Source organism: Enhydrobacter aerosaccus (assembly GCF_900167455.1).
Taxonomy (GTDB): domain Bacteria; phylum Pseudomonadota; class Alphaproteobacteria; order Reyranellales; family Reyranellaceae; genus Reyranella; species Reyranella aerosaccus.
This window is the reverse complement of the sequence record NZ_FUWJ01000001.1, coordinates 346,596-369,110: the sequence shown is the minus strand read 5'-3', so window position 1 is coordinate 369,110 and position 22,515 is coordinate 346,596. Positions and strand designations below refer to the sequence as shown.

General features: G+C 65.3%; 24 protein-coding genes. 10 read left to right on the top strand and 14 right to left on the bottom strand.

The annotated features are described in order from the left end of the window. Nucleotides 1-2 precede the first annotated feature (2 nt). On the bottom strand, nucleotides 3-413 hold the full coding sequence (locus B5D62_RS01675; protein WP_085932087.1) for a DUF2000 domain-containing protein: 411 nt from the start codon (nucleotides 411-413) through the stop codon (nucleotides 3-5). Nucleotides 414-460: 47 nt separating this feature from the next. On the opposite strand from B5D62_RS01675, the gene B5D62_RS01670 reads away from it, so the two are divergent. Further along, nucleotides 461-1,276: an AraC family transcriptional regulator gene (locus B5D62_RS01670; RefSeq protein WP_139373690.1), complete on the top strand. Its 816-nt coding sequence runs from the start codon at nucleotides 461-463 to the stop codon at nucleotides 1,274-1,276. A gap of 2 nt (nucleotides 1,277-1,278) precedes the next feature. Next, on the top strand, nucleotides 1,279-2,493 hold the full coding sequence (locus tag B5D62_RS01665) for an MFS transporter (protein WP_085932086.1): 1,215 nt from the start codon (nucleotides 1,279-1,281) through the stop codon (nucleotides 2,491-2,493). On the opposite strand, the gene B5D62_RS01660 is transcribed toward B5D62_RS01665, so the two are convergent. The 6 genes from B5D62_RS01660 to B5D62_RS01635 form a co-directional block, all read right to left on the bottom strand. Continuing rightward, the gene (locus tag B5D62_RS01660; protein WP_085932085.1) at nucleotides 2,494-3,318 is read right to left on the bottom strand and encodes an SDR family NAD(P)-dependent oxidoreductase; all 825 of its coding nucleotides are present in this window, start codon (nucleotides 3,316-3,318) and stop codon (nucleotides 2,494-2,496) included. A gap of 82 nt (nucleotides 3,319-3,400) precedes the next feature. After that, nucleotides 3,401-3,823 (bottom strand): MaoC family dehydratase, encoded by a 423-nt coding sequence (locus B5D62_RS01655; protein ID WP_085932084.1) that lies wholly within the window; start codon nucleotides 3,821-3,823, stop codon nucleotides 3,401-3,403. Nucleotides 3,824-3,834: 11 nt separating this feature from the next. Further along, complete coding sequence (locus B5D62_RS01650) at nucleotides 3,835-4,296, bottom strand: MaoC family dehydratase N-terminal domain-containing protein (RefSeq protein WP_085932083.1); 462 nt, start codon at nucleotides 4,294-4,296, stop codon at nucleotides 3,835-3,837. Between the two features lie 85 nt (nucleotides 4,297-4,381). Next, a complete protein-coding gene (locus B5D62_RS01645; RefSeq protein WP_085932082.1) occupies nucleotides 4,382-5,581 on the bottom strand; it encodes an acetyl-CoA acetyltransferase in 1,200 nt (399 codons plus the stop codon). Between the two features lie 54 nt (nucleotides 5,582-5,635). Then, nucleotides 5,636-7,078: a hydroxymethylglutaryl-CoA synthase family protein gene (locus B5D62_RS01640; protein WP_085932081.1), complete on the bottom strand. Its 1,443-nt coding sequence runs from the start codon at nucleotides 7,076-7,078 to the stop codon at nucleotides 5,636-5,638. A 125-nt stretch (nucleotides 7,079-7,203) separates the two neighbouring features. Continuing rightward, on the bottom strand, nucleotides 7,204-8,046 hold the full coding sequence (locus tag B5D62_RS01635; protein WP_085932080.1) for an NUDIX hydrolase: 843 nt from the start codon (nucleotides 8,044-8,046) through the stop codon (nucleotides 7,204-7,206). A gap of 85 nt (nucleotides 8,047-8,131) precedes the next feature. Between B5D62_RS01635 and B5D62_RS01630 the strand changes: the two genes are divergently transcribed. Both B5D62_RS01630 and B5D62_RS01625 read left to right on the top strand, forming a co-directional pair. Next, entirely contained in the window at nucleotides 8,132-8,704 is a 573-nt protein-coding gene (locus tag B5D62_RS01630) for an HdeD family acid-resistance protein (protein WP_085932079.1), read from the top strand. Between the two features lie 116 nt (nucleotides 8,705-8,820). Further along, nucleotides 8,821-9,456, top strand: a complete 636-nt coding sequence (locus tag B5D62_RS01625; protein WP_085932078.1) for a trimeric intracellular cation channel family protein — start codon at nucleotides 8,821-8,823, stop codon at nucleotides 9,454-9,456. Between the two features lie 3 nt (nucleotides 9,457-9,459). On the opposite strand, the gene B5D62_RS01620 is transcribed toward B5D62_RS01625, so the two are convergent. After that, on the bottom strand, nucleotides 9,460-10,485 hold the full coding sequence (locus B5D62_RS01620) for an NADP-dependent oxidoreductase (RefSeq protein ID WP_085932077.1): 1,026 nt from the start codon (nucleotides 10,483-10,485) through the stop codon (nucleotides 9,460-9,462). Between the two features lie 60 nt (nucleotides 10,486-10,545). On the opposite strand from B5D62_RS01620, the gene B5D62_RS01615 reads away from it, so the two are divergent. Then, on the top strand, nucleotides 10,546-11,256 hold the full coding sequence (locus tag B5D62_RS01615) for an alpha/beta fold hydrolase (protein ID WP_085932076.1): 711 nt from the start codon (nucleotides 10,546-10,548) through the stop codon (nucleotides 11,254-11,256). 28 nt (nucleotides 11,257-11,284) lie between these two features. Here B5D62_RS01615 and B5D62_RS01610 read toward each other — a convergent pair whose 3' ends face one another. Continuing rightward, nucleotides 11,285-12,028, bottom strand: coding sequence for an SDR family NAD(P)-dependent oxidoreductase (locus B5D62_RS01610; RefSeq protein WP_085932075.1), 744 nt, complete (start codon nucleotides 12,026-12,028; stop codon nucleotides 11,285-11,287). 70 nt (nucleotides 12,029-12,098) lie between these two features. Here B5D62_RS01610 and B5D62_RS01605 point away from each other — a divergent pair, with 70 nt between their 5' ends. Then, on the top strand, nucleotides 12,099-12,614 hold the full coding sequence (locus B5D62_RS01605) for a thioesterase family protein (protein ID WP_231714695.1): 516 nt from the start codon (nucleotides 12,099-12,101) through the stop codon (nucleotides 12,612-12,614). A gap of 5 nt (nucleotides 12,615-12,619) precedes the next feature. Beyond that, nucleotides 12,620-13,135 (top strand): thioesterase family protein, encoded by a 516-nt coding sequence (locus B5D62_RS01600; RefSeq protein WP_085932073.1) that lies wholly within the window; start codon nucleotides 12,620-12,622, stop codon nucleotides 13,133-13,135. 34 nt (nucleotides 13,136-13,169) lie between these two features. Here B5D62_RS01600 and B5D62_RS01595 read toward each other — a convergent pair whose 3' ends face one another. From B5D62_RS01595 to B5D62_RS01580, 4 genes are all read right to left on the bottom strand, one after another. Beyond that, nucleotides 13,170-13,655, bottom strand: coding sequence for a GNAT family N-acetyltransferase (locus B5D62_RS01595; RefSeq protein ID WP_231714694.1), 486 nt, complete (start codon nucleotides 13,653-13,655; stop codon nucleotides 13,170-13,172). Then, the gene (locus tag B5D62_RS01590) at nucleotides 13,645-14,409 is read right to left on the bottom strand and encodes an SDR family NAD(P)-dependent oxidoreductase (protein ID WP_085932072.1); all 765 of its coding nucleotides are present in this window, start codon (nucleotides 14,407-14,409) and stop codon (nucleotides 13,645-13,647) included. The genes B5D62_RS01595 and B5D62_RS01590 overlap by 11 nt, the downstream gene beginning before the upstream one ends. Beyond that, nucleotides 14,406-15,362 (bottom strand): MBL fold metallo-hydrolase, encoded by a 957-nt coding sequence (locus B5D62_RS01585; RefSeq protein ID WP_085932071.1) that lies wholly within the window; start codon nucleotides 15,360-15,362, stop codon nucleotides 14,406-14,408. Before B5D62_RS01585 ends, B5D62_RS01590 begins: the two co-directional genes overlap by 4 nt. 111 nt (nucleotides 15,363-15,473) lie before the next feature. Continuing rightward, nucleotides 15,474-16,490: a S1C family serine protease gene (locus tag B5D62_RS01580; protein ID WP_085932070.1), complete on the bottom strand. Its 1,017-nt coding sequence runs from the start codon at nucleotides 16,488-16,490 to the stop codon at nucleotides 15,474-15,476. A gap of 52 nt (nucleotides 16,491-16,542) precedes the next feature. Between B5D62_RS01580 and B5D62_RS01575 the strand changes: the two genes are divergently transcribed. Continuing rightward, on the top strand, nucleotides 16,543-18,867 hold the full coding sequence (locus B5D62_RS01575; protein WP_231714693.1) for an ATP-dependent helicase: 2,325 nt from the start codon (nucleotides 16,543-16,545) through the stop codon (nucleotides 18,865-18,867). Beyond that, entirely contained in the window at nucleotides 18,864-19,748 is an 885-nt protein-coding gene (locus tag B5D62_RS01570; RefSeq protein ID WP_085932069.1) for a 50S ribosomal protein L11 methyltransferase, read from the top strand. The genes B5D62_RS01575 and B5D62_RS01570 overlap by 4 nt, the downstream gene beginning before the upstream one ends. 99 nt (nucleotides 19,749-19,847) lie before the next feature. Here B5D62_RS01570 and B5D62_RS01565 read toward each other — a convergent pair whose 3' ends face one another. Beyond that, a complete protein-coding gene (locus tag B5D62_RS01565) occupies nucleotides 19,848-20,276 on the bottom strand; it encodes a DUF1127 domain-containing protein (RefSeq protein ID WP_085932068.1) in 429 nt (142 codons plus the stop codon). Nucleotides 20,277-20,486: 210 nt separating this feature from the next. Here B5D62_RS01565 and B5D62_RS01560 point away from each other — a divergent pair, with 210 nt between their 5' ends. Next, the gene (locus tag B5D62_RS01560) at nucleotides 20,487-22,496 is read left to right on the top strand and encodes an aminopeptidase P family protein (RefSeq protein ID WP_085932067.1); all 2,010 of its coding nucleotides are present in this window, start codon (nucleotides 20,487-20,489) and stop codon (nucleotides 22,494-22,496) included. Nucleotides 22,497-22,515: the final 19 nt, after the last annotated feature.

Here is a 22,515-nt window from a genome sequence, read left to right as displayed (position 1 = left end):
GTCTATGTCATGAACTTCAGACCATTGACGATCTTGTCGACGATCTTGCGCGGACCGTGGATGCCGAGGCCGACGAGATCGAGCGCATCGACCGGAGCCGCGGCGACGGCAGCGCGGTTGTCGACATCGTTGGTGGTCTTGAACATGGCCTCGATATAGAGCGCCGGCCGAAGACCGCGCGACAGGGCCCGCTGGTGGGTCCGCCGCAACTCGTCGAGCGAGCCGCCATAGACGAACACGGGCTCGCGGATGAGGGCGCTGTAGACGCGGTCGGCTGCGTCACGGTAGGGCTCGCCCATCATCTCGGGCGTGGTTCCGGCCAGGCCGCCGGCCAGGAAGGCGGCGACATTGGCGATCTGCCAGCTCGCCAGGTCGTGGCGCAGCACCAGGGTCGTTTTCGTGTCGTAGATCATGGGTGCGATATCGGGCAGGATAGGTGCCGGGTCTTGAACGTTTGTGCATGACCGAGTCCGACCAGATCCACCTCGACGAACCGCGCGCCGGCTTGCAGCGGCTGATCGCCCGCTTTGGCGGTCATGCCTATGACAGTCACCGGCACGAGACCTATGGCGTCGGCCTCACCCTGTGGGGGGCGCAGTCCTTCCACTATCGCGGCACGCTGCGCACCAGCCGGGCCGGCCAGGTCATGGTGCTGCATCCCGACGAACTGCATGACGGCCACGCCGGTGTGCCGGACGGCTTCGCCTACCGCATGCTCTATGTCGATCCGGCCGCTGTCAGTCAGGCGCTGGATGGTCGACCGGCGCCGTTCGTGCCCGAAGTGGTGGCGGACGATGCGGTGATGGCGGCCCTGCTACGCGAAGCCTTTGCCGACTTCCCACGTAGCCTGGAACCCCTGGCCGTCGATGCCCTGGTGGCCGGTCTGGCCGACCGGCTGACGCGGCGAAGCGACGGGATGGTGAAGCGCGGCAAGGGATCGATGGCAAGCCGCGCCGTCCGACAGGCTCGGGAGTTCCTCCTGGCCGAGGCGCCGCGCACCGTGGCCTCCGAGGAGCTGGAGGTCGTAACCGGCCTCGACCGGTTTTCGCTGGCCCGCCATTTCCGGGCCGCTTTCGGCACCTCGCCGCACCGCTTCCAGGTCGGACGACGACTGGCCCGCGCGCAAACCATGATCGCGCGCGGAATCCCTTTGTCGGAAGTGGCGGTGGCCACCGGCTTTGCCGATCAAAGCCACCTCACCCGACACTTCTCCGCCCGCTTCGGCCTGACCCCAGGCCGCTGGGCGGCGCTGACACGGTCGGAGTCCGGCCCCTGACCGTGAGCGGACGATCATCATCCTATCGTACGGTCACGCGGCTTCCCGATGTCTCGCGACTGCTCGCCGCCGCCTTCTGCGCCCGACTTGCCGGCCGGATGTTTGCCCTCGCAATCGTCCTCTATTCGTTGTCGCGCTTCGGATCTGCCGCGCTTGCCGGTTGGATATCCTTCGCCTCGATGCTGCCCGGCATAGCGATCAGTCCGCTCGCTGGGGCGCTCCTCGACCGTATGGGCGCTCCCCGTACGATCCTGCTCGATCTCCTCGCGAGCTTCCTGCTGCTGACGCTGTTGGTCGCGTTCGACGTCGCCAGTGCGATGAGCCTGCCGCTGCTGTTGGTGATCGTAGTCCTCTATTCGCTGTCGAGCCCCCTAAGCGCAGCCGGCATCCGCACCCTGCTGCCGCGCCTCGTGCCGGAAATCGCGCGTGATCGCGTCAATGCGCTCGATGCCGGCAGTTACGCGCTGGTCGATGTGCTGGGGCCGGCGATCGCCGGCCTCCTCGTTGGCTTCGCTGGCGCCCCGATCACACTGTCCGTGATTGCGGCGCTCTACGGGCTTGCCGCTGCAGTGCTCATCCCACTGGTGCGCAGTCAACGAATCGTCGTAGCGACCGGCATAGCCACTTCCTTGTTTGCCGAGGCGCTCGCCGGCCTCTGTTACGTGCTTCGCCACGCAACGCTGCGGCAGCTCGCCATTGCGTATTCGCTATACCAGATGAGCTTCGGCATCCTGCTGATCGCCGTACCGGTCGCAGTGCTGCGGTTCGCAAGTCCTGGGGCCGCCGACAGCGCGGTCGGCTTGCTGTGGGCTTTGTCGGGTGTGGCAGGCGGTATTGGCGCGCTCTATGCCGGCCGTATCGGCGCCTCGGGTCGCGAGCACGCCGTCATCATCGGCGGCACTCTGGCGACGGCAGTGGCGATCTGGCCGACGGCCGTCCTGTTCGAGCCCTACGGGCTCGTGGTTGGTCTCTTGCTCATCGGCTTCCTTGCGGGACCGGTGGATGTCGGCGTTCTGTCGCTGCGACAGCGCGAGACGGACCCGGCTTGGCTGGGCCGTTCGCTCGCAGTGTCGATGGGCCTCAATATGGCGGGACTGCCGATCGGCGCCGCAGCCGGTGGGCTACTGGCGACTTGCGCCCCCGCCCTGATGCTGCCGGTCGCCGCCTGTGCCTCTTTGCTGGCGGCGACCACGATGGCCAGAAGGCGGCGGTTCTGACTACAGACCGCCGTTCACCACCAAGCACTGGCCGCTGACATAGTCGCTGTCGGGGCTGCAGAAGAGATAGACCGAGCCGGCTGCTTCTTCCGGCAGGCCGCCGCGGCCGAGCGGGATCATCTGGTTGAGCGCGGCGAGACGGCCGCCCTGCACGCCGATCTTGACCTTGTGGCCCTGCACCTCGATCTCACCCGACTCGCCCTGCGTCAGCGGCTTGGTGAGGCGGGTCTGGATGTAGCCGAAGGCGACCGCGTTCACCGTCACGTCGTAGCGGCCGAACTCCTTGGCCAGCGTCTTGGTGAGGCCGACGACGCCGGCCTTGCCGGCCGAGTAGTTGGACTGGCCGGCATTGCCGTTCACGCCCGAGGTCGAGGAGATGTTGACCACCTTGCGCACGATGCGCTTGCCCTCGGCGCGCTCCTTCTCGACCGCATCCTTGAAGTGATGCTGGAAGGCTCGCAGGATCCGGAACGGCGCCGTGAGATGAACGTCGAGGATGGCGTACCACTGCTCGTCGGTCATCTTCTGGATCACCGAGTCCCAGGTATAGCCGGCATTGTTCACGATGATGTGGCAGCCGCCGAAGGCATCGACCGCGGTCTTGACGATGCGATCGCCGAAGTCGGGCTTGGCGACGTCGCCGTTGCAGGCCACCGCCTTGCCACCCATCTTCTCGATCTCGGCGATCGTCTCCTTGGCCGGTGCCTCGTCGATGTCGTTGATGACGACCTTGGCGCCGTCGCGCACCAGACGCAGCGCGATCTCCTTGCCGATGCCGCGGCCCGACCCCGTGACGATCGCGACCTTGCCTTCCAATTGAGCCATCTACTTCTCCTTTACAAAGCACCTCACCCTTCGAGACGCTGCGCTGCGCGCAGCTCCTCAGGGTGAGGTGTGAGGCTTTGCCTCAGTTCAGCGCCACCGTCGCTTCGCCCTGAAGCGTGTCCTGGCCGTTCTGGTTGGTGCACTTGACCTCGAGGTCGACGAGCTTCTGCCCGCCCTCCTCGCGCTTGCCGGTGACCTTGCCGGTGACGGTGATCACGTCGCCGACCCAGGTGATCGAGGTGAAGCGCGTGCCAAGCCGGCGCAGATGCGTCTGCGGCACCCACGAGGTGACGAGGCGGCCGAGGAAGGCCATCGACAGCATGCCGTGCGCGAACACGTCCTTGAAACCGAACTTCTTGGCGAAGTCGATGTCGACATGGATCGGGTTGTGGTCACCCGATCCGCCGCAGTAGAGCGCGAGCTGGTGACGGCTGATCGGAGGCAGCTTCAGCGGCGGCAGAGCGTCGCCAACCTTGATGTCATCGAACTTGGGAGCGGTGCTCATCTCTTCCTCCCTCACTTCTTGGCCGCGTCGGGATTGCGCACGACAGTGATGCCCTTGGCCTTGGCCACGGGCTTGCCGCTCTGGTCCTTGAGCTCGGTCTCCGACACCACGAACCACAGGGCGCCGCCCTTCTTGTCGTAGATGTCGACCACCTTCTGCTGGCAGGTGATGCGATCGCCGACATGGACCGGGGCCAGGTACTCGTAGTGCTGCTCGCCGTGCAGGATCAGGCCGATATCGACGTTGAGCAGGCGCAGCAGGCCGCCCTTGTCGGGATCGTCGTTGGTGATGGCGGTCAGGAAGGTGGGCGGCGCCGGAATGGCGCGATAGCCGGCCTTCTTCGCCGCCTCCTCGCTGACATAGATCGGATTGTCCTCGCCGATGGCCTTGCAGAACAGCCGGATCTTGCCGGCCTCGACCGTCGTGGTGAAGGGCTTGAACGTATGCCCGATAAGCTTCTTGTCGAGCTGCATCGGTCGCTTCCTCCTCGTCTCAGGCAAAAGAAAAGCCCCCTCCCCGACCGCACGCGAGTCAGAGAGAGGGCTTCATCGTTCGGGGTTACTCGAAGCGGCCGACGATGGCGACGCTGGCGACGTTCTCGCGCGGGGCGCCGCCGAGATTGTGCGTCATGCCGATCTTCGGATCCTTGAGCTGGCGCGCGCCGGCCCGGCCCTGGAACTGCAGGTACATCTCGTAGAGCATGCGCAGGCCCGAGGCGCCGATCGGATGGCCGAAGCACTTGAGGCCGCCGTCGATCTGGCACGGGATCTTGCCGTCGGCGTCGTAGAAGCCGTCGAGCACGTCCTTCCAGCCCTGGCCGGGCTTGGAGATATGCAGGTCTTCCATGGTCACGAGCTCGGTGACCGAGAAGCAATCGTGCACCTCGAACATCGAGACTTCCTGCCGCGGATCCTTGATGCCGGCCTCTTCATAGGCCTTCTTCGAGGCAATGCGGGTGGTGTGGAAGTAGCTGCCGTCCCACGAGTTGTGGCCCGACTCCGAACCGTTGGAAACGGAGAGCTGCAGCGCCTTGACGCTGACGATGTTGTGCTTGCCGAGCGACTTGGCGATCTCCGGCGTGGTGACGATCGCGGCCGCCGCGCCGTCCGACACGCCGCAGCAATCGAACAGGCCGAGCGGCGAGGCGATCATCGGCGCGTTCAGGATGGTGTCCATCTCGACGGCCTTCTGCAGATGCGCCTTGGGATTCTTGGCGCCGTTCTGGTGGCTCTTCCACGAGACGTGGCCGATCGCCCGCTTGAGGTCGTCGGCGCTGACATTGTGGGCGGTCTGGTAGGCCGTGGCGAGCTGGGCGAAGTTGCCCGGCGCCGTGCCGTTGGCGTTCCACAGCGCCTGCAGCGGGCCGCCGCGTCCACCCGGCAGACCGCCATAGCCGGTGTCCTTCAGCTTCTCGACGCCGAGCGCCAGGGCGAAGTCAGCGGCGCCGGAGGCGACGGCGTAGCAGGCGCCGCGGAAGGCCTCGGTGCCCGAGGCGCACATGTTCTCGACGTGGGTCACCGGGATGTTGGGCAGGCGCAGGGTCATCGACAGCGGGATGCCCGACTTGCCGACATGGACCTCGTCGATCGCGGTCGAGAACCAGGCAGCGTTGAGCTGCTTGGCGTCGACGCCGGCGTCGGCAAGGCACTCCTTGTAGGCTTCGACCATCAGCTCCTCGGCGCCGCAATCCCAGCGCTCGCCGAACTTGGAGCAACCCATGCCGAGAATGGCGACCTTGTCTTTGATACCGCGAGCCATTGCAGGACTCCTTGGTGTTGGGGTTGAACTCTGGACTTTACCGACGGAAGGCGATCAGACCGGCGCCGCCTTCCAGAAATAACGCTTGAAGCCGCCGCGCATCGTATCGTTGTCGCGGATCCGGAAGGTCATGCGCATCTTGGTGCCGACCTTGACCTGTTCCTTGTCACTGTCCGTGAAGTCGGCCATGAAGCGGCCGCCCTCGGGGAAGGTGATCATGCCGTAATAGGCCGGCGGATCGGGCGTGTAGGTGAGCGAGTCGGCGGTGAAGGACATCACCGACGCCTCGAGGCCCGCCATGGCATAGGGTTCCTGGCTGTCGACGGCATGGCAGTTCGGATTGACGCAGATCTGGGTGCGCGGGAACTGCACGGTGCCGCACACCTTGCACTTGCCGCCGACCAGCCCGTAGATCATGTCGCGCTTGCGCCACAGGACGGACAGCGCGGTCTTCTTGTCGAACTCGGCGCGCATGCCCTTCTCGATCGGCAGCATCTCGTTGAAGGCGAGGAACTTCATGTAGTTCTTCTCTTCCTTCCGCCGCGCCAGCCAGCCCGACACGCCCTTGCGCTTGGGCAGCTTGGCATTCTCTTCCGTGACCTCGAACACGAGGATGTCGACGCCCTGGCCGAAGGCGACGACCATGATCTTGTCGCCGGTCTTCGCGGTTTCCAGCGCATCGACCAGCATCACCAGCGCATGCGCCGCACCGGTATCGCCGAGATTGGCGCCCAGCAGGTCGCGCACCGCGCCGTCGCCGATGCTGCAGATCTTCGCCATCTGCTTCGGCACCGCCGGCATCAGGCTCGGCATGATGAAGTGGGTGATGTCGGCGCCCTTGAGCTTGCACGCCGCGAGCGCCGCCTTGATGGCCGGCGGCACGATCTTCGAGTAACCCTCGTCGCGGATCCAGCGCTCCTCCCAGCCATAGTCGAAGTCGGTCTCGTCACCACGGAAGTGATCGACGAAATCCATCGACACCGAGTGATGGCCGACCAGCTTGGCGATCACGTTCTCGGTGCCGCACAGGAGCGCCGCGGCGCCATCGCCGTAGTTCATCTCCTGCGACGACGCGACCTTGGCCAGGCGCTTGTCGGCGGCAGCGACCAGCGCCGGGCCGCCGTTCTTGGAGGCGTTCAACCCCGCGATCAGGGCCGAGGTGCCAGCCTTCTGCGAGCCGCCGACATCGGAGGCGAGAAGGTTCTGCTCGATCGACAGCGCCGTGCCGATCACGCCGGCATTCTGGCGGTCCTTGAAGGGATGCGTGGTCGAGGCGAAGTAGAGGCTGCGCACATCCTCGGCCTTGTGGCTCGTGAGACAGTCGCGTGCCGCCTCGACGGCCATCGTGATCGAATCCTCGTCCCAGTTGGCCATCGAGCGCTCGCCCTTGGCGAGGCCGCGCAGGCCGCCGGCGAACCACTTGTTGGCCTCGTACACCGCCTGACGGCTGAGGCGCAGCCGCGGGACATAGGCTCCATAGGCCACGATTCCGACCATGTTCGTCTTTCCTCCAACTGGGCCGGCACGAGCGGGCCGGCACATAAACGCTTGTTCATTGGCTCTTAGCGCTTCGGCCCGCGACGGGCGAGCCGGATTTCAACGCCAGGAAGCAGTTCGCGAAATTATCTTCCGGTCTGCGGAACACCGCCTTGGGGCGGCATTTCCCGCACCAGGTTCCGATAACCGGCGCCTTCCGGGATATGAAGATACCGCTTACCGTCGCGTACCTCGACCCAGGGCTGCACGGTGACGATCTTGCGCTCGGTCGCCTGCGACAGGGCGCCGACCACCGTCCCGCCTTCCGCCAGGAGTTCGAGATTCTTCTGGGTCGCATGCACGAGCGTGCGCTTGCCGGCCTTGGCCTCGTCGATCGCCTCCCGCGCGCCAATCCAGACAGAGTCGACCGACTCGGACCCGTCATGCAGCGCGACCTGGTCCTCCGGCGCCTCGGCCAGGAAGAACCAGGTGTCGAAGCGCTTCGGAACGAACGTCGGCGTGATCCAGTGCGCGAAGGGCGTCATCAGATCGGTGGCGAGTTCGAGATCCTCGGCCTCGACCAGATCGACGATACTGGCTTCGTCCTTGGCCAGCTTGTTGCGCCAGCGCTCCTCGATCCCCTTGAGATCGGCCGCGCCGACCAGCGCCCGCTGACCGGGCTTGCGGGCCAGCAGGATGCCGCATTCCTCGAAGGCCTCGCGCACGCCGGCAACCCGGAACTTCAATTCCTCGTCGCCGAGCCTGTCCGCGCCACCGCAACGCACTCGCAACCGCGGGTCGCCGTCCGCCTCTTCGAGTTTGCCACCGGGGAACACCAGGGCGCCCGAGAAGGAATCGATCTGGTGGTGCCGAACGACCATGAATACCTCGAGCGGCGACTCGGCGTCGCCAGGCTTCGATGGACGCAGCAACAGCACCGTGGTCGCGGGACGGGGTGGCGAGGGTTCTTTCCGAGGCGTATCGTTCATGGCGCCATTGTCACATACTGGAAGGAACTGTGTCATCGCTGGGGGCGTAGAGTTGGCGCGCCAGTTCCGCACTGAGGAGGAGAACATGGCAACGACAAATGGATTGGGGTCGCAGGGATTGGGGCAAGGCTTACGGGCTCTGCGCGCCAACTGGGGATGGATCGTCGCGTTCGGCGTCATCGCCCTCATTGCCGGATTGATCGCACTGGGCAGCGTGGTGATGGCCACGGAGTCCGCCGTCGTGATCGTCGGTGTCATGATGCTGCTGACCGGTATCGTGGAGATCATCGCCGCCTTCAGCGTGCGCAGCTGGGGTCAGTTCTTCCTGTGGCTGCTGCTCGGGGCCCTGTACGTCGCCGCCGGCATCATCTGCCTGCAGAACCCGTTCATCGCGGCGACCCTGCTCACCCTGATGCTCGGTATCGCGCTTATCGTTGGCGGCATCCTGCGTGTCTTTCTCGCGACGCAGATGCGCCAGGGTACGCCGTGGGGCTGGGTGGTGTTCTCCGGCATCATCAGCTTCCTGCTCGGCCTGATGATCGTCTCTCATTGGCCGGCCTCGAGCTTCTACGTGCTGGGCATCTTCCTCGGCGTCGATCTCGTCTTCATCGGCACGGGCTGGATCAGCATGGGCCTGTCGCTGCGCAAGGCGAGCTGAGCGCTTCAGACTGGTCCGCGCCCCGCGTCCTCGTGCGCGCACGACCTGCGCGTCGAGGCGCACTGGCCATGGCCCCGACTGGGGGCCGGGCCGAACACGGCGGACATCGGCAAGCCATGACCAGCACTGTCGCCATCGAGACGCTCGACCTGGTCGGAACACTCGTCTTCGCGCTCAGCGGCGCCGTGGTGGGCGAAAGACGCCGCATGGATCTGTTCGGCGTCCTGGTTCTCGCCTTCGTCACGGCGGTGGCGGGCGGGATGATCCGCGACGTGCTCATCGGCGCCGTTCCACCGGCGTCGATTGCGAACTGGCACGCGCTGGCACTGTCGGTGATTGCCGGGCTGTTCGCCTTCTTCTTCCCGTCAGCGATCGATCGCCTGCGCTTTCCCGTTCAGGTCTTCGATGCGGCCGGCCTTGGCATCTTCGCTGCAACGGGAACCGAAAAGGCCTTGAGCTACGGCATCTCGCCGATCATGGCTGCAATGCTCGGCATGCTGACGGGCATCGGCGGCGGCATCGTCCGAGATGTGCTTTCGGCGCAGATCCCGGTTGTGCTGCGGTCGGAAATCTATGCTCTCGCCGCGCTCGCGGGTGCGGCGCTGGTGGCGGCAGGGCACAGTCTCGGCCTGCCCGAGACCGTCACCCTGCTGACAGGCACTGCGGTGTGCCTGTTCCTGCGGATGATGGCGATCTATCGCGGCTGGCATTTGCCGCTGGGCCGCTCATCGGACCGCCCGCCGTCGGACTGAAGGTCAGCGCCGCGTCGGATCATCGGACACCTGGACCAGAAGCTTGCCGAAGTTGCGGCCCTTCAGCAGGCCGATAAACGCCTCCGGCGCATTCTCGATCCCATTCACGATATCCTCGCGGTACTTGATCCTGCCGGCCTTGACCGCGGGAGGCACTTCCTTCCAGAAGCCCGCCATATCAGCGAAATGGTCGGACACGATGAAGCCCGTCACGGTCGCCCGCTTGATCAGCAGCAGGCGCCAATCGGGGCCGGGTGACATCTGCATCTCATTGTACTGCGAGATCAGGCCGCAAAGCGGCACGCGGGCAAAGTCGTTGAGCTGCGGAACCACCGCCGCCTGCACCGCACCGCCGACATTTTCGAAATAGACATCGATGCCTTTGGGCGCCGCCGCCCGGATCTCCTTGAACAGATTGCCGCCTGCAGCGCGGTAATCGACACAGGCGTCAAAGCCCAATTCCTTGACCACGTAGTCGCATTTCTCCTTGCCACCGGCGATGCCGACGGCGCGGCAACCGTGCAGCTTGGCAAGCTGACCGACCACGGAGCCAACCGCGCCCGACGCCGCCGAGACCACGACGGTCTCACCCGCCTTGGGCTTGCCGATCTGCATCAGGCCCCACCATGCGGTCATGCCGGGCATGCCGAGCACCGACAGCGCCGCCGAGAGAGGCGCGGCCTGCGGATCGAGCTTGATCGCACCGGCGCCGTTGGAAACGCTGTAGCTCTGCCAGCCGGCATAATCAGCAACGAAATCGCCGTCCTTGAAGCCGGGGTGCCTGGACTTGATGACCTGGCTCACCGTCCCGCCCACCATCGGATCGCCCAGGTTGACGTTGGCGGCATAACCCTTGGCCTCCGCCATCCGACCGCGCATGTAGGGATCGAGCGACAGCCACACCGTCCGCGCCAGATACTCGCCCTCGCCCGGTTCTGGAATCGGGGCTTCGACAATATCGAAGTTGGCCGGCGTCGGTTCGCCTTGCGGCCGGGATTTGAGCAGGACACGACGATTGCTTGCAGACATGAGAGCCTCCTGTTGCGCGAACGCTAGCACGCGGCCTGTCCTGTGCTAAGACGCGCGGCGATGCGCACCTATGTCTGTCTTCCCGGCGCCTGGATGGGCGCGTGGTCGTGGCAATTCGTGATCGAACGGCTGCGTGCCGCGGGACACGAGGCGCGCGCCCTTCCCTTTCCCGGCGTCGGCGAACGCGCAGCGGAATTGTCGCCCGCGCTCGACAACGATGTCTTCCTCGCCGACACGCTTGCCGTTCTGGAGAAAGAAGACCTGCGCGATATCGTCCTGGTCGGGCACAGCTTCGGCAGCCTGATCGCCGGTCTGGTGACCGACCGCATGCCCGAACGAATCGCCCATCTGGTCATCGTTGATGGCGGCATTCCCCAGGACGGGCAGTCGATTTTCGGCCGGATCCCGCCAGAGATCGTGGCCAAGCGGAAGAAACTGGTGAAGGTGGTGAACGGCACCGAGGTGCTGCCCTTTGCACCGGTGGGCAGCTTGATCATCGACGATCCTGAGCTGGCAACCTGGACGCACCGCCAGCTCACGCCGCATCCGCTGGCCTGCTACACCAAGCCGATCCGCTTATACAATCCGCCGGGCAATGGCCGGCCGATGACCTACATCGCCTGCACCAAGCCGCGTTATCCCGTATCGGTCGGTAATCACGAAAAGGCGGAAGCCATGCCGGGCCTGCGCTTCCGTCCGATCGAAGCCGGTCACAACTGCATCATTTCGGCGCCGGACCTCGTAGCCGCGGAACTGCTGGCGATTCCCTGACCATCGGCAGGCCCTCGCCGATCAGGTCCTAGAACGGCTCCTTGTACGGCCGCAGATCGATCTCGTGACTCCAGGCGCTTCGGTGCTGGCGGTGAAGATGCCAGTAATTGTCGACGATCGCCTCGACGTTCAGCAGCCCATCCGGACCCGCCTTCTCCGCCCGATCGGGCATGCGTGACAAAAGGCGGTCGCCCTCGATACCGCCGTCGATGATGACATGCGCAATGTGCAGGCCCTGGGGTCCGAATTCCCGGGCCAGCGACTGCACGAACAGGCGCAGGCCTCCCTTGGTGGCATTGAAGGCCGCGAAGCGCGGACGGCCGCGCAGCGATCCGGACGCTCCGGTAAAGATGACCGTCCCCCGGCCCAGCGGCGCCAGCCTGCGCACGGCCTCGCGCCCGAAGAGAAAGCCGGCGAAGCAGCCGACGCGCCAGGAGTCCTCGAAATGCTGCGCCGTCATCTCCCGGATATCGACGGCGGCATTGTTGCCCATGTTGAATACGAACAGGTCGGCAGGAGAGCCGTCGGCATCGTCGGCCATCGCCCGGTCGAACAGTTTGATGATCTCGTCTTCCCGGGTGCCATCCACTGTCACGGCCGTGGCCGATCCGCCTTCACGCCGGATGGTCTCGACAACCTTGTCGATCTTCGCGGTCGTGCGGCCGGCCACCAGCACATGATGGCCTTCCCGGGCGAATCGTCGGCTCGCCGCTCCTCCGATGCCGCGTTCCGCGCCAACACCCAGGATCACTGCTTTCGGCTTCTTGGCCATATCGTTCCTCGAGAATAGCTGTTTCACGGAACTTGCGGCGGGCCGGGCGGCTTCGCTACGGTCCGCCCGCATGAAATTACCTCCCTACCCCATGATCGAACCCGACCTCGGGGCGCCGCTCGACATCCACCGCGCGAAAGTGCTGCCAGAATGGATCGACTGGAACGGCCACATGAATGTCGGCTTCTACGTCGTGGCCTTCGACAAGGCGACCGACACGCTCTGCAACCAGTTCGGCGTCGGCTGGGAATACACGCGCGACAAGATCGGCATGACCTTCGTGCTGGAAGCGCATGTCACCTACGATCGCGAAGTGAAGGAAGGCGATCCGCTGCGCATCACGACGCAGATCCTGGATCACGACGCCAAGCGGCTGCATTACATCCACGCCATGTATCATGCGACCGAAGGCTATCTCGCGGCCACCAACGAACTGATGCTGATGAATATCGACTATGAGAGCCGCCGATCGGCGCCTTGGCCGATCTGGGCGAGGGAGCGTATCGAGAAGATGGCAACAGCCCACGCATCCCTTCCGCGTCCGCCGCAAGCAGGCCGCATCATCGGCATCAAGAGGAAATCGTAGAGTCCATGCTGGTCACTTTGCCGTACGAAATGCCGGAACTCGTCACCCGCGCCCCGTTCGATATCCATCGCTCGACCGTGCTGCCCGAATGGGTCGACTGGAACGGCCATATGAACGTCGCCTTCTATGTGCGGGCGTTCGATCAGGCCTCGGGCGCCTTCATGCGCAACATGGGGCTGGGTCGGAACTACGTCGACAACAAGCTCGGCATGACCTTCGTTCTGGAGACGCACGTCACCTACGATCGCGAGATGAAGGGCGGTGCGCCGATGCGCTTCACCACCCAACTCCTCGATCGCGACGCCAAGAAGATCCATCTCTTCCACGAGATGCATCATGCCGAGCAGGATTATCTCGCGGCCACAAACGAGGTCATCGTCATGAATATCGACTATGCCTCGCGCCGCTCGGCGCCATGGCCGATGCAGGCGGCGGAACGCCTCGAGGCGATCTGGCTGGAGCACAAGACCCTGCCCCGGCCGGCAAAGGCTGGCCGCATCATGGGGCTCGGAAAAAGATAGCCGCGCTCACGGCGCGGGAAGCAGGCCGTTCCTTCTACGACCCCGTCGCCAGCTTCTGCAAGGCCTCGCCACTGAGCCGGTAGGGCAGCCAGTTCCGGATCCATTTGAAGCCGATCTTCTCGTAGAAGCCGCGGGCTGGATTCCAGTCGAGCACATTGAGATCGATGCGACGATAGTCCTTGGCCATGCACTCCTTGGCCAGGGCAACCATCAGGGCGCGCGCCACGCCGTTGCGGCGTTCCTCGGGAACGACCCAGATATCCTCGATGAAGATGCCGCGCGCGGCAGTCCAGACAGAATAGTTGAAGGTGTAGAGCGCGAAGCCGACCGGCTTGTCCGCGCGCTCGGCGATCAAGGCGGCGAACTTCGGGTCGGCGCCGAACCCGTCGCGCGCCAGCGTCTGCGGTGTCGAGGTGACGGCATCCGGCTCGTCCTCGTAGGTCGCGAGATCGATCGAGAAGCGGTGCAGCAAATCGACATCGTCGACCGTGGCGCCGCGAACGGCGATGTCAGACGCCAAGATATCCTCCGTCGACGGGAAGGATCGCTCCCGTGATGTAGCTCGCGGCGTCGGAGCACAGGAACACGACCGGCCCGACGAGTTCCTCCGGTTCGCCGACGCGCTTCATCGGCACATGGGCGAGGAAAGCCTCCAGCCGCTTGGGATCGGCGCGGGTCGGCTCGCTCATCGCCGTAGCGATGATGCCGGGAGCCAGGGCATTCACCCGCACGCCATCCGGTGCCAGCTCGGAGGCAAGAGCGCGTGTGAACTGCGCAACCGCGCCCTTCGAGACCGGATAGGCGCCACTGCCGGCCGGAGCGGTGAAGGAATTGATCGAGGCGATGTTCACGATCGCGCCACGCGTATGCTTGAGCTGATCGACGAAGGCCATCGTGACATTGAAGGTGCCTTGCACGTTCACGGCCATCGTCTTGTCCCAGCGCTCCCGCCCATCCGCCCCGACGAGATTGCCGCGCAGGAAGATGCCGGCATTGTTGACCAGGATGCGAATCGGTCCGACCAGGAGGGAGACGTCCTGCGCCAGCTTGCGACACCCTTCCTCGTCGGTGACGTCCAGCATGAAGCCACGTGCCTTGCCGCCCTCCTTGACGATGGAATCGGCAATGGCCCGGGCGGCATCGCGATCGATATCGGTGACGATCACCTCCGCGCCGGCCGCGCCCAATCCGCGCGCGATGGCGGCACCGTTGCCGCGCCCCGCTCCGGTCACCAGCGCCAGCCGCCCGGCCAGCAGGTCCTTGCCGCCGATCATTGTTGAGGCTCCAGTACCGACCACGTCTCGAGATCGCGCTCCGTCGTCCAGATTCGCGGATGATCGAGACCCTTGGCCTCGTCGTAGGCACGCGACACGTTGAACGGCAGGCAATGGTCGAAGACCGCCCACTTGCCATAGCGGGGTTGCAAGGCGGCGACGGCCTTGTCGTAGGCCTGCTTCAGCGGCTCGTCGGCCACAGCGGATTCGGAAACGATCCGATAGAGCTCTTCCACGAACGTTTGCGTACCGGAGATCGCCTCTTCGATCTCCTCGGCGCCGAGCAGAGGATCGCCACGTCCCGGCAGCAAGGCTTCGGGGTGCAAGGCGCGGAGCGCCTGCAACGCCGAGGGCCAATCCCGGAAATGCGCGTCACCGGCATAGGGCGCAGCCTCGGCCTCGACCAGATCGCCACTGAACAACGTCCGCTCCTCGGCCAGCCATACGACCGTGTCGCCCTTGGTATGACCACGGCCCGGCTGGGCAATCTCGACCTGCAGCTTGCCGAGCCAGATCGTCATGCGGTCCCTGAAGGTAATGGTCGGCCAGGTCAGGCCCGGAATGGTGTCGGCCGCCTGGAACAGGCGTGGGAAGCGCTGCAGCTCGGACTTGTAGTCCTGGGCGCCGCGCTCGACGATCATCTCCCGCGTCGCCTCGCTGCAAATGATGTGCTCCGCCTCGTAGGCGGAGGCGCCCATCGCGCGAATGGCGTGATAGTTCGACAGCACCAGGTACTTGATCGGCTTGTCGGTGACGCTGCGAACCTTTTCGATGACGGCCTGCGCCGCCTTGGGGGTGGCCTGGGCATCGATCACCATGACCGCATTGTCGCCGACCACAACGCCGGTGTTTGGATCGCCATTGGCGGTGAAAGCATAGGCATGTTCGGACAGGCGGCTGAACGTGACACGCTTTTCCGTCAGATCCGCCTGCGAGGCGAAGGCCTTGGCCATCGGCTTGTCTCCCTACGCTCTTGCGCTGCCCGCGGAAACTAGGCGGGCAGCCGCCGCCAAGTCAAAGCAAGGCGTGCATCCATGCACAGGGAGCTGTCGCCGACGCGCGCGTCAGTCGTTGCCGTACTTGTGGTAACTGGCGCGGTCGCCGGTCCGCACCGTCACCTCGAAGGCATCGCTATCGCGTTCCATCCGCAGCGTCACGGCAGTACCGGCCGGACCGCTCGACCAGAGCCTGCGGTAGAAGTCGGCCACGTCGTTCAACGGTTCGCCATCCAGCGCCTGCAGGACGTCGCCGCGCTTAAGGCCGGCGCGATCGGCGGGACCGCCGTCGGAGATGCCGCCGACGACGAGCTGCCCCATATGTTCGACCGTGTAGATGCCGAGCCAAGGCCGCGGCGGCGTCGAAATCCTGCCCTTGGCAACCAGCTCACCGAAGATCGGCTTCAGGCGGTTGATCGGTACATACATATTACCGGGGAAGGCCGGCGATCCGGGGCCGAGCGCTTCCTGCACCAGCAGCGACCCGATGCCGAGCAGCGTGCCATCCAGCCCGACCAGGGCCGAGCCACCCCACAGCGGATAGGCGGGTACGGTGAAGATGGCATTATCCAGCAGATACTCCCAGTAGCCGGCGAATTCGCGCCGACCTGCCACCTTCACCTTGAGGGTCGCCTTCTCGCCTCCGACGCCCACGACGTAGGCCTCGCTGCGCAGGAGCAGGCTGTCGGAGTCTCCGAACACCAACGGGCGGACCGGCAGCGGCGTCTCGGTCCGCACCAGGCCGAAGCCGCTTTCGTAGTCGTAGCCGACCACCCGCGCCGGTGTCTCGTGGCCGTCATTGTCCTTAATGGTGACGGTATCGGCTTCCATGATCAGATAGCCGATGGTCAGGACGAGGCCGTCATTGTCGATGACGACGCCATGCCCTTCCCGCTCCGAGCCGAGGGACTGAGCCGTGCGTCGATCTTCGGGAATGGTGGAATGCAGGCCGACCACGGCCGGGAGCGCATCCAGAAGCTCGTCGGGCAGGTTGCTGTCGCTCCCCGGCCGCCGCGCCTCGACACCACCCTGGCCGCCAAACCAGTGACTCGAGCCATTCGCGGATCCGTTCAACCCTCGGGCCATTTCCACCTCCGCGTCCATTGGAAAGATAGGCGTCTAGGCCGGCGATTGCTATATGACGCTGATGGCGCCCCCCGCCGACCCGTTCGAAATCACCGATGACCCCGTTCCGGCCCCGAATACGCCGGAACGACGCCCTGTCGCGTCGATGGCGCATCTGGAAGGATTGAACGACGAGCAGCGGAAGGCCGTCATTCACGAAGACGGCCCGCTGCTGGTGCTGGCGGGAGCAGGCACCGGCAAGACACGCGTCCTGACGACGCGCATCGCCCATCTTTTGATCACCGGCCGGACCCGGCCATCGCAGGTGCTGGCCGTCACCTTCACCAACAAGGCCGCGCGGGAAATGCTCGACCGGGTCGCCCAGCTGATCGGCGGCGCCGCCGACGGCATGTGGCTCGGGACCTTCCATTCCGTGGGCGTGCGGATTCTGCGCCGCCACGCCGAGCTTGTGGGACTGAAGAGCAATTTCACCATCCTCGACACCGACGACCAGACGCGTCTCCTCAAGCAGTTGCTGCAGGCCGAGGGTATCGACGACAAGAAATGGCCGGCGCGGGTGCTGAGCGGCATCATCCAGCGCTGGAAGGATCGCGCGCTCACGCCGAACAAGGTCACCGGCGAGGATGCGGGCGAATTCGCCAACGGCAAGGCGGCAGAGATCTACCGCCAGTACCAGACCCGGCTGGCGGAAGTGAATGCCGTCGATTTCGGCGATCTGGTGATGCTCTGCGTCACCCTGTGGCAACAGCATCCCGATGTCCTGGAACAATATCACCGCCGTTTCCGCCACATCCTGGTCGATGAATATCAGGACACCAACGTCGCACAGTATCTATGGCTGCGCCTGCTGGCCCAGGGAACGCGCGACGTCTGCTGTGTCGGCGACGACGACCAGTCGATCTACGGCTGGCGCGGCGCCGAGGTCGGCAACATCCTGCGCTTCGAGAAGGATTTTCCCGGCGCCGAGATCGTACGCCTGGAGCGCAACTACCGTTCGACGCCGCACATCCTGGCGGCCGCGTCGCATCTCATTGCCCACAACGAAGGTCGGCTGGGCAAGACGTTGTGGACCGATGTCAAGGAAGGCGAGCGCATTTCCGTGCGCGGCGTCTGGGACGGCGACGAGGAAGCCCGGACCATCGGCGAGGAGATCGAGGCGCTGCAGCGCGACAAGCATCCGCTGAGCCAAATCGCGATCCTGGTCCGCGCCGGCTTCCAGACTCGTGAATTCGAGGAACGGTTCATCACGCTGGGGCTGCCCTATCGGGTGATCGGCGGGCCGCGCTTCTATGAGCGCCAGGAAATCCGCGATGCGCTGGCCTATTGCCGCGTTACGGTGCAGCCCGACGACGATCTCGCCTTCGAACGCATCTACAACACGCCCCGCCGCGGCCTCGGTGAATCGGCGCTGAGGACGCTGCGCCTGATCCAGCGTGCGCAGCGAGTCTCGCTGTTCGAAGCCGCGCGCCGCGCCCTCGAGACCGACGAACTCAAGCCGCGTCCCCGCAAGCTGCTGGGCGATCTGATCAAGAGTTTCGAGCGCTGGCGCGACATGCTGGACGGCATCAACCATGTCGAGGTGGTGGAGACCATGCTCGACGAATCCGGCTATACGGACATGCTGCGTGCCGATCGCTCGCCAGAAGCGGAGGGACGGCTCGAGAACCTGAAGGAACTGACCAACGCGCTCCAGGAATTCGACACCCTGCCGGCTTTCCTCGAACACGTGGCGCTCCTGACCGACAATGCCGAAAAGGCCGGCGGCGACATGGTAAGCGTGATGACGCTGCATGCGGCGAAGGGGCTGGAATTCGACACGGTCTTCCTGCCGGGCTGGGAAGAAGGACTGTTTCCCAACCAGCGCGCCCTCGACGACAAAGGTCTTGCTGGGCTCGAGGAAGAGCGGCGCCTAGCCTATGTCGGCCTGACGCGAGCCCGGAAACGCGCCTACGTCTCCTTCGCCGCCAATCGGCGTGTCTTCAACCAGTGGCAGGCCGCCATCCCGTCACGCTTCCTGCGCGAGTTGCCGACGGGCCATCTTGCCGAGAGCAGTGACGCCGGACTCTACGCCACCTATTCCGCCGGCCACCATGCCGGATTGCGCGAACAGGCCAGCGGCTTCGACTACGAGAACCTCGGCGTCACCGGCCGCTCTGCTTTTGGCGGCAATCGCTCCCGCACACGCTGGCGCGACGAGACCTTCGATGACCGTCGGGCCGTCGAGGGCGACAAGCCAGACCTCACCGTAGGCCAACGGGTTTTCCATCAGAAGTTCGGCTACGGCCGCATCCTTGCCGTCGATGGCAACAAGCTCGACATCGATTTCGAGAAGGCCGGCCCGAAGAAGGTTCTCGACAGCTTCGTCGATGCAGCATGACAGTCTGTAAGGCTTCCTTCGTGGTGCCGTCGGCATCACGACCTGCTTGGGAAACGGCACTCGAAGAGAGGCTGACCGAGAGGGGGTTCGTGGTCACCAGCGCCGAAATCTCCCGCGACGGACCCTGGCGCATCGAGATCTTCGGCGAAACGGCGGATCCTGCCGTTGCCGAGGCGATCGCCCACGGTGCTGCCGCGCTGGCCGTCGAGGTTCCGATCTGGGGATGGGAAACGTTGCCCGAGCGAGACTGGGTCGCCGAGAACCAGCGCTCGTTTCAGCCCTTCGTCGTCGGTCCCTTCTGGGTACATCCATCGCATATCGCCGACGGAATGCCGGCCGGGCTGTTGCCGCTGCAGATCGATGCCGGCCTCGCCTTCGGGACCGGGACGCACGCCACGACGCGCGGCTGCCTGGAAATGCTGGCAATGCTCGATCCGACGGAGACGGTGAAGGCCGTCGATGTCGGCTGTGGCAGTGGCATTCTGGCCATCGCCATGGCCAAGCTGTGGCGACGTCCGGTGCTGGGCGGCGACAACGATCCGGAAGCTGTCGAGGTGGCGCGCGAGAATGCGGCCCTGAACGGCGTTGCCTCGCTCTGCCGCTTCTTCACGTCGAGCGGCCTCGACGCGCCCGAGCTGGCGGCCGGCCGGCCCTACGATCTCGTGGTCGCCAACATCCTCGCCGGCCCGCTGGCGGAGCTGTCGGAGTCGTTTGGCCCGGCGCTACGTCCCGGCGGTCGTGTCCTGCTGAGTGGTCTTCTGGTCGAGCAGGCGCCGGAAATCCTCTCGGTCTATGCCAGCCGCGGCTTCACCTTCGAGCGCCGCATCGATCTCGAAACCGGCGGCGCATGGTGGCGCACCCTGCTGCTGAAGAAGAGCTGATCGCGTCGAAGCAGGACGACCTGGCCGCCAACGAAAAAGGGCCGGCAAAGCCGGCCCTTCTACTCTACGCTACTCTACGCTTACGCTACGCAACTTCCGTTAGGCCGCCACGTGGCGGCGCAAATTCTGGTTGGCTGCCGTCACCGGCGTGCCCGCGGTGGCGATCAGCGGGGTCTCGCCAGCCGTCGCTTCCTCGGCTGCCGCTTCCCGAACCGCGAACGGGATATCGGCGCGGCACAGGCCGAGGTCGGCCAGGTCGCGATCGCTCATCCGGAACAGCTGGGCTTCGGCAGAGCGGATCCGCAGATCCGCCTTCAGCGCCCCGACGAGCCGCTTGTATTGGCCGCCCAGCCACACGATGGCCGCGCTCAGCCCATCCGCCAGGACAGCCGCCCGAGCATAGCGGGCGTTCATCTCGACGAGGCGACGGTCATGGGACGAAAAGCCGATCTTGGCGAGCGCGTTTCCCCCGGCCGGCGTAGTTTCGCTTGTCAGATTCTCGAACATCTGGAGCGGCTGGGTCATCATGGAAAACTCCTTCGATTGTGCAACGCGGCGTCAATGCTGCACTTGCACAGTCGCAATATAGTCCCTTGAGTTATAAAGACAAAATGAGGTAGCTGCCTTGCTGGTATGCAACGGCCGCATGTGGCGAATTATTTGGCACTTCGCGGCCGCGAAAGAATAATAATCACTCAATTTGCTTCGTTTTTTGGTCACGCGTAGGGTCCATCGACCATGAGTTCCGCCCCCGACGACGTTCTCCGTCTCCTCCGCCAGCGCGGCCGCGACGCCGAGCCGACCGCCCTCGAAGCCCTGATGCGCGGCGTGGCAGCCGCGCCGGAAGGCCTGGCTGGCCCCGAATGGGTCGAGCTGGTCGCCCCTGGCGCCGAGGGCGACTTGGTGAATGCCCTGACATCGTGGCGCGACGCCTTGGCGCGCGCCGATGGTGGTCTCGATGCCTCTCCGGCCCCGCCCGAACGCCTTGCGGCACTGCGGTCGGAACTGAAGCGACGGGGACTCGATGGCTTCGTCGCCCCCCGCGCCGACGAGCATCAGGGCGAGTATGTCCCGCGGCGCTCGCAGCGGCTCGCGTGGCTGACGGGCTTCAGCGGATCAGCAGGACTCGCCATCGTCCTGGCCGACCGTGCTGCCCTCTTCGTCGACGGCCGCTACACCCTCGCCATCCGGACCCAAGTGGATCTGAAAGCCTTCTCGCCGCATCAGGTGCCGGAGCAATCGCCCGAAGCCTGGATCGCGGCCAACCTGCCCAACGGCGGTAAGCTGGGTTTCGATCCCTGGCTCCAGACGATGGATGGTTACGAGCGCTTTGCACGTGCGGCCCAGCGTGCCGGCGGCACGTTCGTTCCGGTCGAGCATAATCCCATCGATGCCGTCTGGCGCGACCGGCCGGCTGCGCCGCTCGCCCCCGTTCTGCCCCAGCCCGAGGAGTTCACCGGCGAGAGCAGTGCGAGCCGCCGCAAGCGCATCGCGGAGACCCTGACCTCGCGCGGAGCCGAGGTGGCGCTGCTGACGGCGCCCGATTCGATCGCCTGGCTGTTGAACATCCGTGGCGGCGATGTTCCCCGCACGCCGTTCGCGCTGGGCTTCGCCCTCCTCCATGCCGACGAGCATGTCGACCTGTACATGGATCTCCGCAAGATCCCGCCCCGTACTGTCTCCTGGCTCGGCAATTCCGTGACCTTGGCACCCCCGGAGGAACTCGGTCCCGCGCTCGACACGCTGGGCAAGATGGCCAAGCGGGTATTGATCGAACCCTCGACGGCTCCCTACTGGGCGGCCACGCGTCTGCAGGCCGCCGGCGCAACGCTGATCCGAGATGCCGATCCGGTCGCCTTGCCCAAAGCCTGCAAGAACGCGACCGAGCTCGAGGGAATCCGCAGCGCCCATCGCCGTGATGGCGTCGCCATGAGCCGTTTCCTGGCCTGGCTCGATCGCGAATCGAAGACAGGCCGGCTGCGCGAGATCGAGGTTTCCGACCGACTCCAAGCCATGCGGGAAGAAACCGGCAAGCTGCGCGACCTCTCGTTCGATACCATCTCGGGCGCCGGCCCGAACGGCGCCGTCGTCCATTACCACGCCACCACGGCGACCGAGCGGACTCTGGACCTCGGCTCACTCTACCTGGTCGATTCCGGCGGCCAGTATCGCGACGGCACGACCGACATCACGCGGACCGTCGCCATCGGCACACCCTCCGCGGAGATGCGCGACCGCTTCACGCGTGTCCTCAAGGGCCATATCGCACTGGCGATGGCGCGCTTCCCGGCCGGTACGACGGGATCACAACTCGATTCGTTGGCCCGTTACGCACTCTGGCAGGTCGGGCTCGACTACGACCACGGCACCGGCCACGGCGTCGGCGCCTATCTCTCGGTGCACGAAGGCCCGCAGCGCATCTCGAAGGTCGCCAACAACATCGCCCTCCAGCCCGGCATGATCGTCAGCAACGAGCCGGGCTACTACAAGACCGGCGCCTACGGCATCCGGATCGAGAACCTGTTGGCGGTGCGCGAAGCAAACATCGCAGGAGCCGACCGTCGCTACTACGAATTCGAGACGCTCACGCTGGCCCCCATCGACCTCAACTGCATCGAGCCCGCGTTACTGACCGAGGCCGAGAAGGCCTGGCTGAACGGCTATCATGCCCGGGTGCAGGAGGTCGTGGCGCCCCAAGTCGATGACTCGACGCGCGCATGGCTCGGAATGGCGACGCGCGCGATCTGAGGGACGTGCGCGGCACCTT

Coding starts and splice junctions, on each gene's coding strand:
- B5D62_RS01635 (WP_085932080.1), bottom strand. CDS start 8,046: ATGAACGATACGCCTCGGAAAGAACCCTCGCCACCCCGTCCCGCGACC.
- B5D62_RS01630 (WP_085932079.1), top strand. CDS start 8,132: ATGGCAACGACAAATGGATTGGGGTCGCAGGGATTGGGGCAAGGCTTA.
- B5D62_RS01655 (WP_085932084.1), bottom strand. CDS start 3,823: ATGAGCACCGCTCCCAAGTTCGATGACATCAAGGTTGGCGACGCTCTG.
- B5D62_RS01640 (WP_085932081.1), bottom strand. CDS start 7,078: ATGGTCGGAATCGTGGCCTATGGAGCCTATGTCCCGCGGCTGCGCCTC.
- B5D62_RS01585 (WP_085932071.1), bottom strand. CDS start 15,362: ATGGCCAAGGCCTTCGCCTCGCAGGCGGATCTGACGGAAAAGCGTGTC.
- B5D62_RS01650 (WP_085932083.1), bottom strand. CDS start 4,296: ATGCAGCTCGACAAGAAGCTTATCGGGCATACGTTCAAGCCCTTCACC.
- B5D62_RS01625 (WP_085932078.1), top strand. CDS start 8,821: ATGACCAGCACTGTCGCCATCGAGACGCTCGACCTGGTCGGAACACTC.
- B5D62_RS01670 (WP_139373690.1), top strand. CDS start 461: ATGACCGAGTCCGACCAGATCCACCTCGACGAACCGCGCGCCGGCTTG.
- B5D62_RS01675 (WP_085932087.1), bottom strand. CDS start 413: ATGATCTACGACACGAAAACGACCCTGGTGCTGCGCCACGACCTGGCG.
- B5D62_RS01600 (WP_085932073.1), top strand. CDS start 12,620: ATGCTGGTCACTTTGCCGTACGAAATGCCGGAACTCGTCACCCGCGCC.
- B5D62_RS01620 (WP_085932077.1), bottom strand. CDS start 10,485: ATGTCTGCAAGCAATCGTCGTGTCCTGCTCAAATCCCGGCCGCAAGGC.
- B5D62_RS01610 (WP_085932075.1), bottom strand. CDS start 12,028: ATGGCCAAGAAGCCGAAAGCAGTGATCCTGGGTGTTGGCGCGGAACGC.
- B5D62_RS01660 (WP_085932085.1), bottom strand. CDS start 3,318: ATGGCTCAATTGGAAGGCAAGGTCGCGATCGTCACGGGGTCGGGCCGC.
- B5D62_RS01580 (WP_085932070.1), bottom strand. CDS start 16,490: ATGGCCCGAGGGTTGAACGGATCCGCGAATGGCTCGAGTCACTGGTTT.
- B5D62_RS01560 (WP_085932067.1), top strand. CDS start 20,487: ATGAGTTCCGCCCCCGACGACGTTCTCCGTCTCCTCCGCCAGCGCGGC.
- B5D62_RS01590 (WP_085932072.1), bottom strand. CDS start 14,409: ATGATCGGCGGCAAGGACCTGCTGGCCGGGCGGCTGGCGCTGGTGACC.
- B5D62_RS01570 (WP_085932069.1), top strand. CDS start 18,864: ATGACAGTCTGTAAGGCTTCCTTCGTGGTGCCGTCGGCATCACGACCT.
- B5D62_RS01605 (WP_231714695.1), top strand. CDS start 12,099: ATGAAATTACCTCCCTACCCCATGATCGAACCCGACCTCGGGGCGCCG.
- B5D62_RS01615 (WP_085932076.1), top strand. CDS start 10,546: ATGCGCACCTATGTCTGTCTTCCCGGCGCCTGGATGGGCGCGTGGTCG.
- B5D62_RS01565 (WP_085932068.1), bottom strand. CDS start 20,276: ATGATGACCCAGCCGCTCCAGATGTTCGAGAATCTGACAAGCGAAACT.
- B5D62_RS01645 (WP_085932082.1), bottom strand. CDS start 5,581: ATGGCTCGCGGTATCAAAGACAAGGTCGCCATTCTCGGCATGGGTTGC.
- B5D62_RS01575 (WP_231714693.1), top strand. CDS start 16,543: ATGACGCTGATGGCGCCCCCCGCCGACCCGTTCGAAATCACCGATGAC.